This window comes from Haloarcula sp. 1CSR25-25, from assembly GCF_032027985.1.
Taxonomy (GTDB): domain Archaea; phylum Halobacteriota; class Halobacteria; order Halobacteriales; family Haloarculaceae; genus Haloarcula.
This window is the reverse complement of sequence record NZ_JAHYBW010000006.1, coordinates 19,587-34,733: the sequence shown is the minus strand read 5'-3', so window position 1 is coordinate 34,733 and position 15,147 is coordinate 19,587. Positions and strand designations below refer to the sequence as shown.

At 62.6% G+C, this 15,147-nt stretch carries 14 protein-coding genes; 7 read left to right on the top strand and 7 right to left on the bottom strand.

Features of this window, described 5'->3' with window-relative positions; translation table 11 throughout:
* Window positions 1-47: 47 nt before the first annotated feature.
* The 4 genes from KZ498_RS16505 to KZ498_RS16490 all read left to right on the top strand — a co-directional run bounded on the left by KZ498_RS16505 (window position 48) and on the right by KZ498_RS16490 (window position 3,180).
* Window positions 48-443 carry a hypothetical protein gene (locus KZ498_RS16505; RefSeq protein WP_312620208.1) on the top strand — a complete coding sequence of 132 codons (396 nt, stop codon included), beginning with the start codon at window positions 48-50 and terminating at the stop codon, window positions 441-443.
* Window positions 444-506: 63 nt separating this feature from the next.
* The gene (locus tag KZ498_RS16500) at window positions 507-758 is read left to right on the top strand and encodes a DUF6684 family protein (RefSeq protein WP_312620206.1); all 252 of its coding nucleotides are present in this window, start codon (window positions 507-509) and stop codon (window positions 756-758) included.
* Window positions 759-913: 155 nt separating this feature from the next.
* A complete protein-coding gene (locus KZ498_RS16495) occupies window positions 914-2,698 on the top strand; it encodes a cytochrome c oxidase subunit I (RefSeq protein WP_312620205.1) in 1,785 nt (594 codons plus the stop codon).
* A 212-nt stretch (window positions 2,699-2,910) separates the two neighbouring features.
* Complete coding sequence (locus KZ498_RS16490; RefSeq protein ID WP_312620203.1) at window positions 2,911-3,180, top strand: cox cluster protein; 270 nt, start codon at window positions 2,911-2,913, stop codon at window positions 3,178-3,180.
* 27 nt (window positions 3,181-3,207) lie between these two features.
* Here the strand turns inward: KZ498_RS16490 and KZ498_RS16485 are convergent, their stop codons facing one another.
* The 6 genes from KZ498_RS16485 to KZ498_RS16460 all read right to left on the bottom strand — a co-directional run bounded on the left by KZ498_RS16485 (window position 3,208) and on the right by KZ498_RS16460 (window position 10,932).
* Complete coding sequence (locus KZ498_RS16485; protein ID WP_312620201.1) at window positions 3,208-4,911, bottom strand: methylmalonyl-CoA mutase family protein; 1,704 nt, start codon at window positions 4,909-4,911, stop codon at window positions 3,208-3,210.
* A 76-nt stretch (window positions 4,912-4,987) separates the two neighbouring features.
* Entirely contained in the window at window positions 4,988-5,779 is a 792-nt protein-coding gene (locus KZ498_RS16480; protein ID WP_312620200.1) for a CBS domain-containing protein, read from the bottom strand.
* A 38-nt stretch (window positions 5,780-5,817) separates the two neighbouring features.
* Entirely contained in the window at window positions 5,818-7,542 is a 1,725-nt protein-coding gene (locus tag KZ498_RS16475; protein ID WP_312620198.1) for a DHH family phosphoesterase, read from the bottom strand.
* Between the two features lie 35 nt (window positions 7,543-7,577).
* Window positions 7,578-8,006: an HTH-type transcriptional regulator LrpA1 gene (gene lrpA1, locus KZ498_RS16470; RefSeq protein WP_312620196.1), complete on the bottom strand. Its 429-nt coding sequence runs from the start codon at window positions 8,004-8,006 to the stop codon at window positions 7,578-7,580.
* A gap of 85 nt (window positions 8,007-8,091) precedes the next feature.
* The gene (locus KZ498_RS16465; RefSeq protein ID WP_312620194.1) at window positions 8,092-9,030 is read right to left on the bottom strand and encodes a thiamine pyrophosphate-dependent enzyme; all 939 of its coding nucleotides are present in this window, start codon (window positions 9,028-9,030) and stop codon (window positions 8,092-8,094) included.
* Between the two features lie 3 nt (window positions 9,031-9,033).
* Window positions 9,034-10,932 (bottom strand): 2-oxoacid:acceptor oxidoreductase subunit alpha, encoded by a 1,899-nt coding sequence (locus tag KZ498_RS16460; RefSeq protein WP_312620193.1) that lies wholly within the window; start codon window positions 10,930-10,932, stop codon window positions 9,034-9,036.
* 281 nt (window positions 10,933-11,213) lie between these two features.
* On the opposite strand from KZ498_RS16460, the gene KZ498_RS16455 reads away from it, so the two are divergent.
* Both KZ498_RS16455 and KZ498_RS16450 read left to right on the top strand, forming a co-directional pair.
* Window positions 11,214-11,933, top strand: a complete 720-nt coding sequence (locus tag KZ498_RS16455; protein WP_312620192.1) for a DICT sensory domain-containing protein — start codon at window positions 11,214-11,216, stop codon at window positions 11,931-11,933.
* A gap of 90 nt (window positions 11,934-12,023) precedes the next feature.
* Complete coding sequence (locus KZ498_RS16450; RefSeq protein ID WP_312620190.1) at window positions 12,024-12,206, top strand: hypothetical protein; 183 nt, start codon at window positions 12,024-12,026, stop codon at window positions 12,204-12,206.
* A gap of 18 nt (window positions 12,207-12,224) precedes the next feature.
* Here KZ498_RS16450 and KZ498_RS16445 read toward each other — a convergent pair whose 3' ends face one another.
* On the bottom strand, window positions 12,225-13,022 hold the full coding sequence (locus tag KZ498_RS16445) for an N-acyl homoserine lactonase family protein (RefSeq protein ID WP_312620188.1): 798 nt from the start codon (window positions 13,020-13,022) through the stop codon (window positions 12,225-12,227).
* Between the two features lie 643 nt (window positions 13,023-13,665).
* Between KZ498_RS16445 and KZ498_RS16440 the strand changes: the two genes are divergently transcribed.
* Window positions 13,666-14,994, top strand: coding sequence for an orc1/cdc6 family replication initiation protein (locus KZ498_RS16440; RefSeq protein WP_312620186.1), 1,329 nt, complete (start codon window positions 13,666-13,668; stop codon window positions 14,992-14,994).
* Window positions 14,995-15,147: the final 153 nt, after the last annotated feature.

Sequence of the window (15,147 nt, the reverse complement as noted above, 5' to 3'; positions counted from 1 at the left end):
CGGACACAGTCCGATGGACCTATCACGATTCGACCGTTACTGGTGGTATGGCAGAGGAGCCGGGACTAAGCGACCAGTATCCGACTGCGAGTCCGTGGCCGCTGTTTGTCGCACTGGGATTAGCACTGTCAGAGGTCGGCGTGTTCGTCGGGCTCTTTCCGGTGGCCGTCTTCGGGCTGATACTGTTTGGCGGCAGTATCGCCGGGATTCTCACCGAGTCCGGCTACGTCGAGCGGCCGTGGCCGACCATGCTGGGCGTCGGAGTGGCTCTCATCGTCATCGCTGCTGCGTTTACGCTCTGGCAGGTCCCAGTCGCCGAGGTCACGCTCTCGAACGTCGGGACCGGGCCGCTGCTCACACGACTGGTGGCCGTCGCCGTGGCGGGCGCCGTGATGATGGCGATGGGCGGTGTCGCCTCGATAATGGAACAGACCGCAGCCTGAGACGGGCACCAGCCCGATGCGGAAACCAACACTCTATTTACTGGCCTGTTCTAACGGGCAGGCATGGCACTGTTCGGGTTCGAAAAAGACACCCTGCTCGACCTCACTGTGAACGTCATCCCGCTCGGGATTCTCCTCTTTTTCATCGTCGCGTTCGCCGCGTTCCCGGCGTTCGGTACGGATCCCGTCTTCTCCGGGCTGCAGTTCGCACTGATAATCTCGATGTTCCTGTTGCTCGCTGTCCTGACCTACTACGCGGGGAAGGCCGTCGAGAAAGGCGAGAAAGAAAACGAGGAACTCGGCCACGAGGACTGAAACGGTCGTCTCAGGAACAGCCCGCGCTCACGACCGGGTGCCACTGGCTGGTGGGTCCTTCTTTGCGAATTTTACTGCCGGATGGAGGCCGGATTGCCTCGTCCGTTGCTGCAGGAATCGACCCTTTGATAATGTCCGAGTCCTGAAAGTGGACTATGGTAGCAGGAGATATTGTGCTGACGGGACTGATGGCCGTCCTCCTCGTCGGCGTCGCCGCGCTTCTCACCCGTATCGAGAACTGGCGGTCCTACACGCCGCTCGCTGGCGGCGGGGCCGTTACGGGTGACGAGACGGCAGTCATCAGCCGTGAGAAACCCGCAGGTATCATTCGCTGGCTAACAACGGTCGACCACAAGGACATCGGCCTGCTGTACGGGGTGTACGCAGTCATCGCCTTCGCTGTCGGTGGCATCATGGCGATGCTCATCCGCATCCAGCTCGTCACGCCCGCCGGGGCCATCCTCGGCAACAACGCCTACAACTCCATCCTGACGAGTCACGGCATCACGATGCTTTTCCTGTTCGGGACGCCTATCATCGCGGCGTTCGCGAACTACTTCATCCCCCTGCTCATCGGGGCTGACGACATGGCGTTCCCGCGTATCAACGCCATCGCATTCTGGCTGCTTCCGCCAGCAGCACTGCTCATCTGGGCGGGGTTCTTCCTCGCGCCGGTGACTGAAAACATGATCGAGCCGGCTCGCACGGCCTGGACCATGTACACGCCGCTGTCGGTCGAGCAGGCGAACCCCGGCGTCGACCTGATGTTGCTGGGGCTGCACCTCTCCGGCGTCGCAGCGACGATGGGGGCGATCAACTTCATCGCGACCATCTTCACGGAACGCGGCGAGGAGGTCAACTGGGCGAACCTCGACATCTTCTCGTGGACGGTGCTCACCCAGTCCGCGATTATCCTGTTCGCCTTCCCGCTGCTGGGGAGCGCTATCGTGATGCTCCTGCTGGACCGGAACCTCGCGACGACCTTCTTCGCCGTCGAGGGCGGCGGTCCGCTGCTGTGGCAGCACCTGTTCTGGTTCTTCGGCCACCCCGAGGTGTACATCCTCGTCCTGCCCCCGATGGGACTGGTCAGCCTCATCCTGCCGAAGTTCTCGGGCCGGAAGCTGTTCGGCTTCAAGTTCGTCGTCTACTCGACGCTCGCCATCGGCGTCCTCTCCTTCGGCGTCTGGGCCCACCACATGTTCTCGACGGGCATGGACCCGCGGCTCCGGGCGTCGTTCATGGCCGTCTCGCTGGCAATCGCGATACCGAGCGCCGTCAAGACGTTCAACTGGATCACGACGATGTGGAACGGCCGTCTGCGCCTGACGACGCCGATGCTGTTCTGTATCGGCTTCGTCTCGAACTTCATCATCGGCGGTGTCACCGGTGTGTTCCTCGCTTCTATCCCCATCGACCTCATCCTGCACGACACCTACTACGTCGTGGGACACTTCCACTACATCGTGATGGGGGCCATCGGCTTCGCGGCCTTCGCCGGCATCTACTACTGGTTCCCGGTGTTCACCGGCCGGATGTACCAGCGCACGCTCGGGAAGGCCCACTTCTGGCTCTCGATGGTCGGGACGAACATCACGTTCTTCGCGATGCTCGCGCTCGGCTATCTGGGGATGCCGCGCCGGTACGCCACCTACCAGTTCGACGGCGCTATCGCGCCGCTGACGCAGGTATCGACGTTCCACCAGGCGGCAACCGTCGGCGCCGTCCTCCTGTTCATCGGTCAGCTGTTCTTCGTCTGGAACATCGTCCAGTCCTGGCTCGAAGGGCCGAAAGTCGAGGACGGCGACCCGTGGAACCTCGAACGCGACGGCATGCTTGACCGGGAGTTCCAGTGGTTCGACGAGCAGCTCAAAGCCGAGGAACCCGAGAAGGACCCGTCCCTGCTCGCTGACGGCGGTCAGGAAGAAGACGACGACTCGTAAGCGTCCCCCAGTTTTTCCAAGCCTGCTTTTGTCGCGCTCACCGACGAGCTGAGAGCGCCTGTCAGCTCGCGCCAGAAACGAGCACGATAGCTGTGACGAACATCATGAGCGCGATTCCAGTCAGGACGAGAAACATGAGTTCCTTCTGTGACATAGGCTAGCTACGGCGTGGAAGTGAAAAAGGCTAATCGTCTCCGCGCCGTTGATTCCACATGAGCGACCAAGCCGAGGGCAGGTCCGGACGGAAGATCGTCCTTCGCCTGTACGTTGCTATCGTGGTTCTCGCCGGCGTGATGGGGTTCGTGCTCGGCAGTATCCGGCCCGAGGACCTCCAGCCGGAACTGTTCGGCGTCATCGCGCTACCGCCGACGCCGTTTGGCGTCGCGGTCTACGGGTTCGTCACCATCGGTATCGTCCTCGGCGCGTTGCTCGGCCTCGTCATCTACGTCTCCGAGCGAGTCGACGACACGGCCGGGTCCTGACAAGCGCCCCAGTGGCCGAGACAGCGGTTATGCGACGCTCGCCGTCTCCTGATAGCTCCCGTATTCTGCCTCGAAGACGGCCATAATCTCGCCCATCGTCGCGTAGGCTTTCACCGCGTCGATGATGACTGGCATGACGTTCCCGCCGTCGGTGACCACCTGCTGTAGTTCATCGAGCGCCGCTTCCACGGCCGCGTCGTCCCGCTCCGCCTTGACCGTCGCGAGCCGGTCTCGCTGGCGCTCCTGGACGTCTTCGTCGACAGTCAGAATCTCGGGTTCGGTGTCCTCCTCGACGGTGTACTTGTTGACGCCGACCATGACTTCCGCCTCGCTCTCGACGCGCTCCTGGTACTCGTAGGCTGCGTCCTGTATCTCGCGCTGGAAGTACCCCTGCTGGATGCCGTCGATGACGCCGTCGCGAACCGACCCGTCGCCGAGTTCGTCTCTGATGTGAGTGATGTAGGCCATCGCCTTCTCTTCGATTTCGTCGGTCAGGGACTCGACCGCGAAACTGCCGCCCATCGGGTCGACGATGTCGGCGGCGCCCGACTCCTCCGCGATTATCTGCTGGGTCCGAAGGGCGACACGCACCGCTTGCTCGGAGGGCAGGGCCAGCGCCTCGTCGAAGCTGTTGGTGTGCAGGCTCTGGGTGCCGCCCAGCACGCCCGCGAGGGCCTGAATCGTCACGCGGACGATGTTGTTCAGCGGTTGCTGGGCGGTCAGTGACTGGCCGGCGGTCTGGGTGTGGAACTTCAGTTGCTTGCTCTGGTCGGCCTCCGCGCCGTACCAGTCGTCCATCACGCGGGCGTAGATGCGCCGGGCCGCGCGGAACTTCGCGATCTCCTCGAATATCGAGTTGTGCGAGTTGAAAAAAAAGGAGAGCTGTGGGGCGAACTCGTCGACCTCCATCCCGCGGTCCAGGCAGTCCTCGACGTAGGCGAAGCCGTCCGCGAGCGTGAACGCGAGCTCCTGGACTGCAGTGGAGCCGGCCTCCCGGATGTGATACCCCGACACCGAGATTGGCTTGAACTTCGGGGTCTCTTGACTGGCGAACTCGATGGTGTCGGTGACGAGCTTCAGCGACGGTTCCGGCGGGATGACCCACTCCTTCTGTGCGATGAACTCCTTGAACATGTCGTTCTGGAGGGTCCCACGGATCTGCTCGCGCGGGACGCCCTGCTGGTCGGCCAGCGCAATGTACATCGCGTAGATGACCGGTGCGCTGGGGTTGATAGTGAATGAGGTCGACACTTCGCCGAGGTCGATGCCGTCGAACAGCCGCTCCATGTCCGAAAGCGTGTCGACGGCGACACCTTCCTTGCCGACTTCCCCGTCGGCCATCACGTCGTCGGAGTCGATTCCCATCAGCGTCGGCATGTCGAAGGCCGTCGACAGCCCGGTCTGGCCTTCGTCGATGAGGTAGTGGAACCGCTCGTTAGTCTCATCGGCGGTGCCAAAGCCCGCGAACTGCCGCATGGTCCACTGCCGGCCACGGTACATCGTCGGGTAGACGCCGCGGGTGAACGGATCCTCGCCGGGGAAGCCGATGTCCTCGTCGTAGTCGATGTCGGCGACGTCGAGTGGCGTGTACAGGCGGTCTACGTCGAGGTTTGAAACAGTCGCGAACTGTTCTTTGCGCTCGCTGTAGGCGTCAAGTACGGGGTCCAGTGTCTCGGCTTCCCACTCGTCTTTCCGCTCGCGGATGCGCTGGAGGTCCGACTCGTCGAACATACCTCTCTATATGTCATGATTTAGCAAGAAGGTTCGGGCGACGTGGCGCCCTCCCGGTAGCGCCATCGCTGGAGGGCTAATCCTGCAGCCGTTCCGTCGTCTGAACGAGCGGGTGGTGCGCGTAGTCGACGACCTCGATGTCGTCGATCGACTCCAGGTCGGAGTCCGCGGCCGTCTCGGCCATCCCGAGTTGGACCGTCTCGTCGAGGACGATGACGTATGCGTCCATCTCGTCGATGCCGAGCCGTGCGGCGGCTTTCACGCGGTGGTGGCCGTCCGCCAGCAGTAGGTCCCCGCCGTTGTCGATGACGACGAGCGGTTCCGCAAGCCCGCGTTCGAGTTCGTACACACGGCCTTCGAGTTCGTCGGCGTACACCGTCGTCTGCGTCGGGGTCAGGTCGTCGAGACTCACCTCCCGGCGGCCTTCGTGTGTCGTGATGCCGTGGATGTTCTCCAGTGTCCGGCTGAGCTTGTCCACCTTGCCCGGGGTCGCCCGCTCGATCTGCGAGCGGATCACGTCGGCGTTCGAGATGATGCCGACCAGGTGGCCGGCGTCGTCGACGACCGGGAGCTTCTGGATGCCAGACCGCAAGATGACGCGCGCGGCGTCCTGAACGGCCATGTCCGGGTGCGCCACGAGGATGTCGTCGGTCATCACGCGGAACATCGGCTCGTGGTCCTCCGCGAGCAGCAGGTCGCGCGCGCTGACGAACCCTTCGACGCGGCGGCCGTCGGTCACTGGAAACCCGCTGAAGTGGTCGTTGTCGGCGATACGTCGGGCGACGTCCCCGACGGTGTCGTCGAGTTCGACGGTGGCAACCTCGCGTGTCATGTAGTCTCCGACCGTCGGGCGACTCGATTCCTCCATCGGTTCGGAGTTCTCGACCGACGGCAAAAAAGGCTCGCCTACGACGGCTCGCTGTCGTCGGGTTCGACGAGCGTCTCCGGGCTGTCTTCCGCCTGCTCTGGCTCATCGTCTGTCGGTTCATCGGTGTTTTCCGCCTGCCCGGGCTCGTCGTCGTCACCTTCGACATCGTCGCCGTTTTCCAGACGCGTCGCGTCGCTGTTCCAGTCCCCGGCGGAGCCGTCAGCCGACTCTGCAGACGCATCTCCAGCCGTCGCGGCGGTGTCTTCGTTGTCCTGTCTGAGCGCCGTCGACTCCGCGAACGCGCCCACGTCGTAGTCAGTGCGCGCGTAGACGCGCCCGAGCAGCCGATGGGACCGCGACTGGATGGCGTCGAGAAACCGGTCCGAGACGATAGAGCGGACGATTTCCTCGAGCGACTCCTCGCGCTCGTCGACGGAGGTCATCACCCCCAGGTCGATCTGTGCGCCCGCCATATCGGCGTGCCCGCCCGCGGACCCGATCTGTCCGAAGGCGTCCCGGAGGGCCTCACCGAGGTCGATGTCCGCCCCCCGTGCCCGTGCGGAGGCGTAAATGGTCTCCCCGACGACGCCATAGACCATCGTCGCCTGGACGCCTTCGAGGTCGAGCAGCCGGTCGGCCGCCTGTGCGAGCGCGTCCCGGTCGGTTATCTCGCCGACGCCGGTCAGGAGCACCGACCCCTCCTGTTCGCGGTTCGCGATGGCACGACCGATGACCGAAAGCGTCTCCGGGCTCACGCTCGGGTCTTCGATGCGCTGGAGCGTCGCCATGTCGGCGTTCGTCACGAGATGCGCGGCGGCCTCGAAGTCAGCGGCGGCGACCTCCCGCCGGAAGTCCCTCGTGTCGACCTGGATACCGAACAGCAGGCCCGTCGCGATGGGGGTCGGGATGTCGATGTTGAACCGCTGGAGATAGTCGACCAGCAGCGTGCTCGTCGCCCCGACGCCGCTCCGGAGGTCGACGAAGCGGGCTTCGACCGGGACGCGCGGTGGATGGTGATCGATGACGATATCGATGGGGGTCTCCGGTGGGAGCTGGTCGTTGACGCCGGCTCTGGAGTGGTCGACCAGCGCGAACCCGTCGAACTCGGCCAGTTCAGCCCCCGAATCGGTATCGAGGTTCCGGAGGTCGAACTCGAGGAGGTTGACGAACGCCCGGTTCTCCTGGTGGGATATCTCCCCGTAGTAACAGACGGTCACCTCACAGCCGGCCCGTTCCGCGATCGCTCCGAGGGCGACGGCGCTGGCGATCGCGTCCGGGTCTGGGTTGTCGTGGGTGACGACGGCGAGGTGGTCGTCGATGTCCCGCAGTACCCCATGGAGCTGTCTGGCCCGCGTTCCTTCGTCGCCGATCGACTGTGCGAGGTGGTCGGTGACGACGGTCTCCGGCGTCACCAGTCGGTCCGCCACGCTGTCGAGTCGGTCGCGCTGGTCGGTCGTCGCGCCGCGGCCGACGTAGGCGAGGAGGAACGCGTCGGGAAAGCAGTCACGCGCGGCCGTCGCCGCGTCGGCGTTCCGTTCGGCGTCCTCGCTGGCGACGATGACGCTCTCGGGCTGGAAGTCGAGACCGGCGAGAACAGACGGGTCGGCCTGGTCGGCTTCGAGTACGTTGATACCGTCCGCTCGAAGCGTTTCAGCACGGTGCTCGTCCTGCGTCACGACCGCCAGGTCGCCGCGGTCGTCGCTAATCGAGTCGAGAAGGTCTGCGGCCGTCGGCCCGAGTCCGAGCACCAGCCGAGAAGGCATACCGTGCAGTCAGCGCTGGAGCGTCTAAAAACCCGTTACTTCAGCCGTTCCTGGAGAAACGACGGATGCGCGGCGGTAACGCCGTCGAGCGCGAGAATCTTGTCTTCGATCACGTCGGCCAGCGAGTCCCCGTCTATCGCTCGGACCTCCGCCATCAGCATGTGGTCGCCGCTGGACGTGTACAGTTCCTCCATCTCCGGAATCTCCTTGAGGTTCCGCGTGGCCTCGACGTAGCAGTCGCTCGCGATGTCGATGCCGACCAGGGCAATCGACTGGCCCGCCAGCTTCTTCGGGTCGACATCGGCGGAGTACCCGACGATGACGCCCTCCTCTTCGAGTTTCTGTATGTACTTCCGGACTGTCGGCTTCGATACGTCGGCTCGATCCGCGATTTCTGCGTAGGAGGCCTGTGCGTCCTCTTCAAGGACCGACAGGATTCGACGCTCCGTGGACTCGGCACTCATGTACTATTCTTTTCCGTGCATGAAAAAATATCTTCCGAACCAGAAACCCGAGTTCGAAGGGGTAGCCGCAGTTCCGCAGCGGGCCTTATTTGTGATGCTGGAGGAGGTTGTCGTAGGTCCGCTCCCACTCCGCGTCCTCGTCGAAGTACCGCTCTGCGAGTGGCTCCTCGGGCATCTCGCCGATCTGGCGCTTCTCCTCGCCGTAGGACGGGCGCGCGTCTTCGACGTACATCCGACCCGTCAGCACTTCGCCCTCGTACAGCCGCTTTTCGGTCTTTCGCATCATCTCGGCGGCTTCCACGCGGTCCGAGACGTCGAACTCGAACTCGTCGGACTGCTGGACGTCGGTGTAGGGCACGTAGTGTTTCGCGTCCTTGTTCCAGGTCGGACACTGGGTCAGGAAGTCGATGTGTGCGAAGCCGTCGTGCTCGATGGCCTCGGCGATGATTTCCTTCGCCTGGTTCGGGTTGACAGCCGCGGTCCGTGCGATGTAGGTCGCGCCGGCGTTGAGCGACTGCGACAGCGGCCGGATCGGTGACTTCGCCGAACCGTGGGGCTGTGTCTTCGACTTGTGGCCCTTCGGTGACGTCGGGGACGTCTGGCCCTTCGTGAGCCCGAAGATCTCGTTGTTGAACACGATATAGGTCATATCGTGGTTCTCACGGGCCGTGTGGATGAGGTGGTTCCCACCGATACCGTAACCGTCGCCGTCCCCGCCGGCCGCGATGACTTCGAGGTTGGGGTTGGCGAGCTTCGCGGCTCGGGCGACGGGCAGCGAGCGGCCGTGGATAGTGTGGAAGCCGTAGCTGTTGAAGTAGCTGTTGAGCTTGCCCGAACAGCCGATGCCGGTAAACAGCGCGACCTCGTCGGGGTTCTTGCCGACCTCCGGCATGGCCTGCTTGAGCGCCTTGAGGACGCCGAAGTCGCCACAGCCCGGACACCAGGTCGCCTGGGGTTCGATACCGGGTGTGAACTCGTCGCGTTCGATCTCGCGTTCTTCGTTGATTGCTGAGAATGCACTCATAGGTTAGTCACCTGCCGCGGGTACGTACTTCATGTTGCTCGCGGCGAGTTCCTCGCCGTCGATGCTGGACTCGAACCCGTCGACGATCTCGGCGGGCTCGAAGGGGTTGCCGTTGTACTTAAGCAAGCTCGAGAGCTTGTCGCCGTACTTGCCGAGTTCCTTCTGGGTCAGGCCGCGGAACTGGGCCGTGGCGTTCATCTCGACGACGAGCGCCTCGTCGACGGAGTCGAGCCACTCGGAGACCTCGTCTTTCGGATACGGCATCATGTCGGAGACGCCAAGCGCCTTCACGGAGTGGCCGTTCTCGTTGAGCCGGTCGACGGCCTCGAAGACGGTCCCCTGCTGGCTGCCCCACACGAGGATGCCGTGGTCGGCGTCCTCGGGTCCGTGGTAGGTCTGGTGGGACGCGTTCTCGTCCAGGTCTGCACGGATGTCGTCGAGCTTGTTGAGCCGACGGTTCATCTGGGCGATGCGGTTCTCGGGGTCCTCGCTGATGTGCCCGGACGGGTTGTGCTCGTTGCCCGTCGCCAGGAAGCGGCCGTCCTTCTGGCCGGGTATCGTGCGCGGACTCACGTTCGAGCCGTCCTCGGGTTCGTGGAGGAACCGCTGGAACTTCCCGGAGGAGTGATGGGCCGCGTCCTGGATCTCCTCTTCGGTGAGGACCGAGCCGGGGTCGGTGTTTGGCTCCTCGTCGAAGTGGCTGGCCGGGAGGTTCCGGAGTTCGCCCTGGATCTTCTGGTCGTAGACGACGATGACCGGGATCTGGTACTCGTAGGCGATACGGAACGCCGAGCGGGTCTGCGTGTAACACTCGCGGATGTTCGCCGGCGCGAACACGACGCGAGCCGAGTCGCCCTGTGACGTGTACAGGACGTGTTCGAGGTCCGCCTGCTCGGGCTTGGTCGGCATCCCCGTCGAGGGGCCGGCCCGCATCGCTTCGACGAGTACGATCGGCGTTTCGGTCATCTCCGCCAGTCCGAGCGGTTCGGACATCAGCGCGAAGCCACCGCCGGAGGACCCGGACATGGCTTTCACGCCGGCGTGGGACGCACCGAGCGCTAGCGCGGCGGCGGCAATCTCGTCCTCGACCTGTTCGGAGATTCCGCCGAACTCGGGCAGGTGCTGTGACATGATCGTGAACACGTCGGTCCACGGGGTCATGGGGTACCCCGAGATGAAGCGACAGCCCTCGTCGATTGCGCCGTAGGAGATGGCGTTCGAGCCCGAGAGGATGACCTGCTCCTCGTCGTGGGAGTCCTCGGGGACCTCGATGTCGTGGTCGATATCGAGTTCGCTGGCGGCTTCGTAGGCGTCGTGCAGGACGTTGAGGTTCGCCTCCTGCATGTCGCCGCTCATGTTCTGTGTGATGAGCTTCTCGAACTCGTCGGTGCTGATGTCGAGAATGGCCGCCGTCGCGCCGATACCGGCCGTGTTCCGCATGATCTCGCGGCCGTGCTCCTTGGCGATGCCGCGGAGGTCCATCGGGACGACGTGCCAGTTGTTCTCCTCGGCGGCCTCCTCGAGACCGATCTCATCGACGTCATCCTCGTCGAGCAGCCCCTCGTCGTAGAGGAGAACGCCGCCTTCCCGGAGGTCGTCGAAGTTCTCGTACAGCGGTTTCAGCTCCTCTTTGCCGTAGTAGGCCTCTTCCTGCGGGTTCCGGGCGAAGGAGTCACCCAGGGCAAGCAGGAAGTTGTAGCCGTCCCCGCGGGACTGTACCGGTTCGTCCTTCGCACGGACCTCGACATATGTGTGGCCGCCGCGGATACGCGACGGGTAGTGGCGATGTGTGAACACGTTCAGCCCCGACCACATCAGGGCCTTTGCGAAGTTCTGGCTTGTCGAGTCGATTCCGTCACCGGAACCACCGGCGATTCGCCAGATTAGTTCGTTGTCTGTCATGGTGAAATCCTCGGCCCCAGCTCTGGTGCCGTATCAGTCCGTTGGGGGGCCATGACTAAAGATTTTCCACTACAACACCACTCATTAATCGTTATCTTTCGGCTCAGGTACCTCAGATTGCCGTTTTCGAAATAGCGCATCCTCACCGTTAGGACGTATTCACAGACCGATATGTGCGACTGAGTCACATCTGCCAGCCAACACTGGTGACCCTGCCAGCCAACACTGGTGACGCGCCTCCCGCAACGACTAACACAGTGACTGCCGATGTATAGTCGAGGATGTCGTTAACGGAACTCATCGCTGGCGTCGAAGACCATCAGAAGACGCTGACTATCTTCAACGCCGGGCCGAAAGTGGCCGAAGACCTGCGCGAGCGCTTTGCGGACCGCAACGTCCGCGTTCATAGCGAGCGGACTGAGAGCGGGCGGCCGGGGGAGTTCATCACGCTCAGCGAGGACGAGGAGGTCATCGCGGCCGCGAGCCTCAACTCGTTTACCGACTCGCTCGACGAGGGCCGACAGTACATCACGCGGGACAACAGTCCATACGCGTCGATTCTGGACCACCTCGACGAGACGATGTTCACCTCGTGGTCCATCCAGCGGATGACCGCCGCGTCGCGCGAGATAGAGGACCGCGCGTGGCGAGTGGGGCAGGGAACCCTACACGCCGGCTTCCAGACGCTCTCGACCCTACAGGGAGAACTGGACCTGTACGAGCGGCTGGGTGAGACTGACGTGGACGTCCACGCCTATGCCGTCCCTGACGTCGAACCACCCGAGTATAGCACGTTCTCGCTGCATCTGGAGCGGTCGAAGGAGATTGCCGACTCGTGGTTCGTCGTCTTCGACGGCGGCGGTGATCCGACCCAGAAATGCGCCCTGCTGGCCGAGGAGCGCGAACCCCGCGAGTTCTACGGCTTCTGGACCTACGATGAGTCCACGGTCGACTGGATCATCGACTATCTGGAGGAGACGTACGGCTATCTTGAGCAGTAAGGGCCGCGTTCGAACCGGCCATCTCACCAGCCATCTTGTCGGCTGTCATCCGGGCACGACACCACTTGTCGGCTGTCACCCGGTCACGACATGACACCCAGCACCGAACCCCGAGAGTTCCGCATCGAGGAGACCGGAGCGCACGTCAGCGGTCTCGAACTGGAGTTGCACCTGTTTTTCGGCGTGTGGGCCGTCGTCGAGCGCCACGAGGGTCGGTGGGTCGTGGCGACTGAGGACGGTGAGCGCCGAACGCTTGTGTCTGTGTCGGACTGACCTGACACGGACCGCGTATCAGTCCGCAGCGCCGGACACGGCTTCGAACACCGAGAGGTCGTGGCCAAGCAGCACCTCGGCCCCTGTGGCCCGCTGGCGGTCGCGGCACCGCTCCAGGCTCTCTTTCCACGCGCCGTTGTTCCACAGGAGGCTCGTCGCCATCGGCTGGCCCGCGTAGTTCGCCTCGACATACGCTTCGTCGCCGACGACGAGAAGCGGTTGCTCCGGGCGGTCGATGAAAGCTCCCATGAGTCCCGGCGTGTGGCCGGGGAGGTGGAGCAGTTCGATACCGTCGGTGAGGTGATAGCTGTCGCCGTGGACGACCTCCCAGTTCAGGTCGCGGTCGAAATCGCTGGCGAGGTAGGCCATAGAGCCCTCGTCGGTGTTGGCGCTGTAGTACGCGTACGGGAGTTCCTCGCGATGGACGTAGATCGGGACGTCCGTTCCTGCGAAGTTGTGCAGGCCGCCGGCGTGGTCCAGATGCAGGTGGCTCATCACGACGGCATCGATCTCGTCGATGCTGTAGCCCGCGTCCTCGAGATCGACCGCCAGCGCGTGCTCGGCGGCATCGACGTGTGCGAAGGCCTCGTACAGCGGCGTCGGCCAGTACCCGTCCCCGGCCTCCGGATGAGAACCGGTGTCCCAGAGGACAGTCAGCTCCGGTGTCTCCACGACGAGGTTCCAGACGACGTACGTCTCGTACTCGTGTTCGGGGTCGCGGTCGGACGCCGTTGCGACGCTGTGACAATCGACGACGAAGTTTCGGTCAGCCTGTACGCGGCCCCGGTCGACGAACGTCACCGTGGTATCGTCCATAGACTATCTACGTCCTGTCAGTAAGTAAAGAGCGGTGCCGTGGGTCGTGCCGGTGGCCTGGGTGTCCAGATTGGCTCTTTCCACTGTGGGGTCCTGCATCACCTGCTCTGTACCGTGGAATCGGTTCGTTCTTCGTAGACGACGAGGTCTTTTTATATCGAATTCTCGTCAGTAGAGCGGGACCCACACACACCACCCTGCAAGTGTTCTCGGTGTATGCGGGGGTGGGGGCGGGGAGGGGTTCCCCCTCAGCACGTATTTAAATGGCGTCGATGTGGGTCAGGCCTATCGAAACTCAGGGTGTACTCGTCCATCCAAAATTCGCTAATTGTGGGACGAAAGGGCTGATAAGTCTGTTTTAGCGATGTAGAATGCTCTTCGATAAATAGGCTATTTCCTCTGCTACCATAAGATATAAATTAGTTTTACTAGTTTCATATATACTCTAGAACAGACAATCCCGAAATCACAGGACTCAAGTGGGTTAACTCAAGAACTGCTACAGCAGACTGCTCCTGTCTATCTGCGGTGTCGTCTGGAGAAACACTTGCAGGGTGGTGTGTGGCTGAAGGCGGGAAAACACTTGAAACACTTGAATGGTGGTCACTGGTTTTATATATAGTCACTCAAAAGGTGGGATACGATGGTCGACGTGAACGAGAACCCGTTCGACGGGACTGACGCGATCTTCGAACGAAAGCAGCCACTGAAGAAGGACACGTTCACGCCGGATACGATCTTCCACCGCGACGAGGAGATCGAGTTCTACATCAACGCCTTGCAGGACGTCATTGTCGGCCACGACCCGAACAACGTTTTCGTGTACGGTCCGACTGGCGTCGGCAAGACAGCAGTCACGAAGTGGGTACGGGACAAGCTCGAAGAGAAGGCCGAAGCCGAGGCCATCCCGCTCACCGTTGTCGGGCCCATAAACTGCCGGAACTACCGGTCTGCGTACGCGCTGGTCAACACGCTTGTCAACGAGTTCCGGGACCCGGAGAACCAGCTCCCGGAAAGCGGCTACAGCACTGACAGCGTCTTCGAGTTCCTCTACGAGGAAATCGAAGCTGTCGGTGGGAACGTGCTCATCATTCTGGACGAGATAGACAACATTCCCGCGGACGCACGGAACGACTTCCTGTATGAACTGCCGCGGGCCGAAGCGAACGAGAACACGCCGATCACCGACGCGAAGGTCGGACTCATCGGCATCTCGAACGACCTCAAGTTCGTCGACGTGTTAGAACCCAAGGTGAAATCGACGCTCGGGGAGCGAGAGATCAAGTTCGGACCCTATGACGCGACAGAGCTTCGAGACATCCTGGGCTACTACGCCGATATCGCGTTCCGGGAGGACGTGCTCGGCGAAGATGTCGTCCCGCTGGCGGCGGCCTTCTCCGCACAGGAGCGCGGTGACGTGCGGCAAGGGCTTCGAATCCTCGAAAAGGCCGGGGAGTACGCGCGGATGGAAGGTGCGGATGGTGTGACGGAAGCGCACACGCGACGAGCGACCGACACCATCGAGACCGACGAACTCCTCGATTACTTCGAGCACGACCTGAGTTCACAGCAGGCGCTTACGTATCTCGCGACGACACTGGCGCTCATCGAACCGAAACACGAGGCGTCGACGAAGCGAATCTACAATCTCTACTCCTCGATTGCGGAATCGAGCGGCCGCCGCGTGAAATCCGAACGCAAGATCTACGAGTTCCTCGACCAGCTTTCGATGCAGGGACTCGTCCGCTCTGCCGAACGTAACCTCGGGCGGAAAGGCGGACGCAAGTACATCTACGAGGTCACCGACGACCCGACCGACATCATCAACGCCGCGCTCCAGTCCTCGTACAGCGACGCTGTGCCGAGTAACGTCAACGGGATTCTCGAACACTACCTGGAAGACGAGGCGACCGAGTTCGAGGCACCGGACACTACCGACGACGAGCAACAGAACCTCTGGCAGTTCACGTAGCTGACGTATCTGCACACCCCCACCGGCTTCCACGGCAGAACACTTGCACGGTGGTGTGTGTGTGTTCAGCGGCAGTCTCACCACAGGGCAGTCCAGAACAGTTGCAGGGTGGTGTGTGTCTCCACTAATTACCGTGAAATCGGGGTGACAACA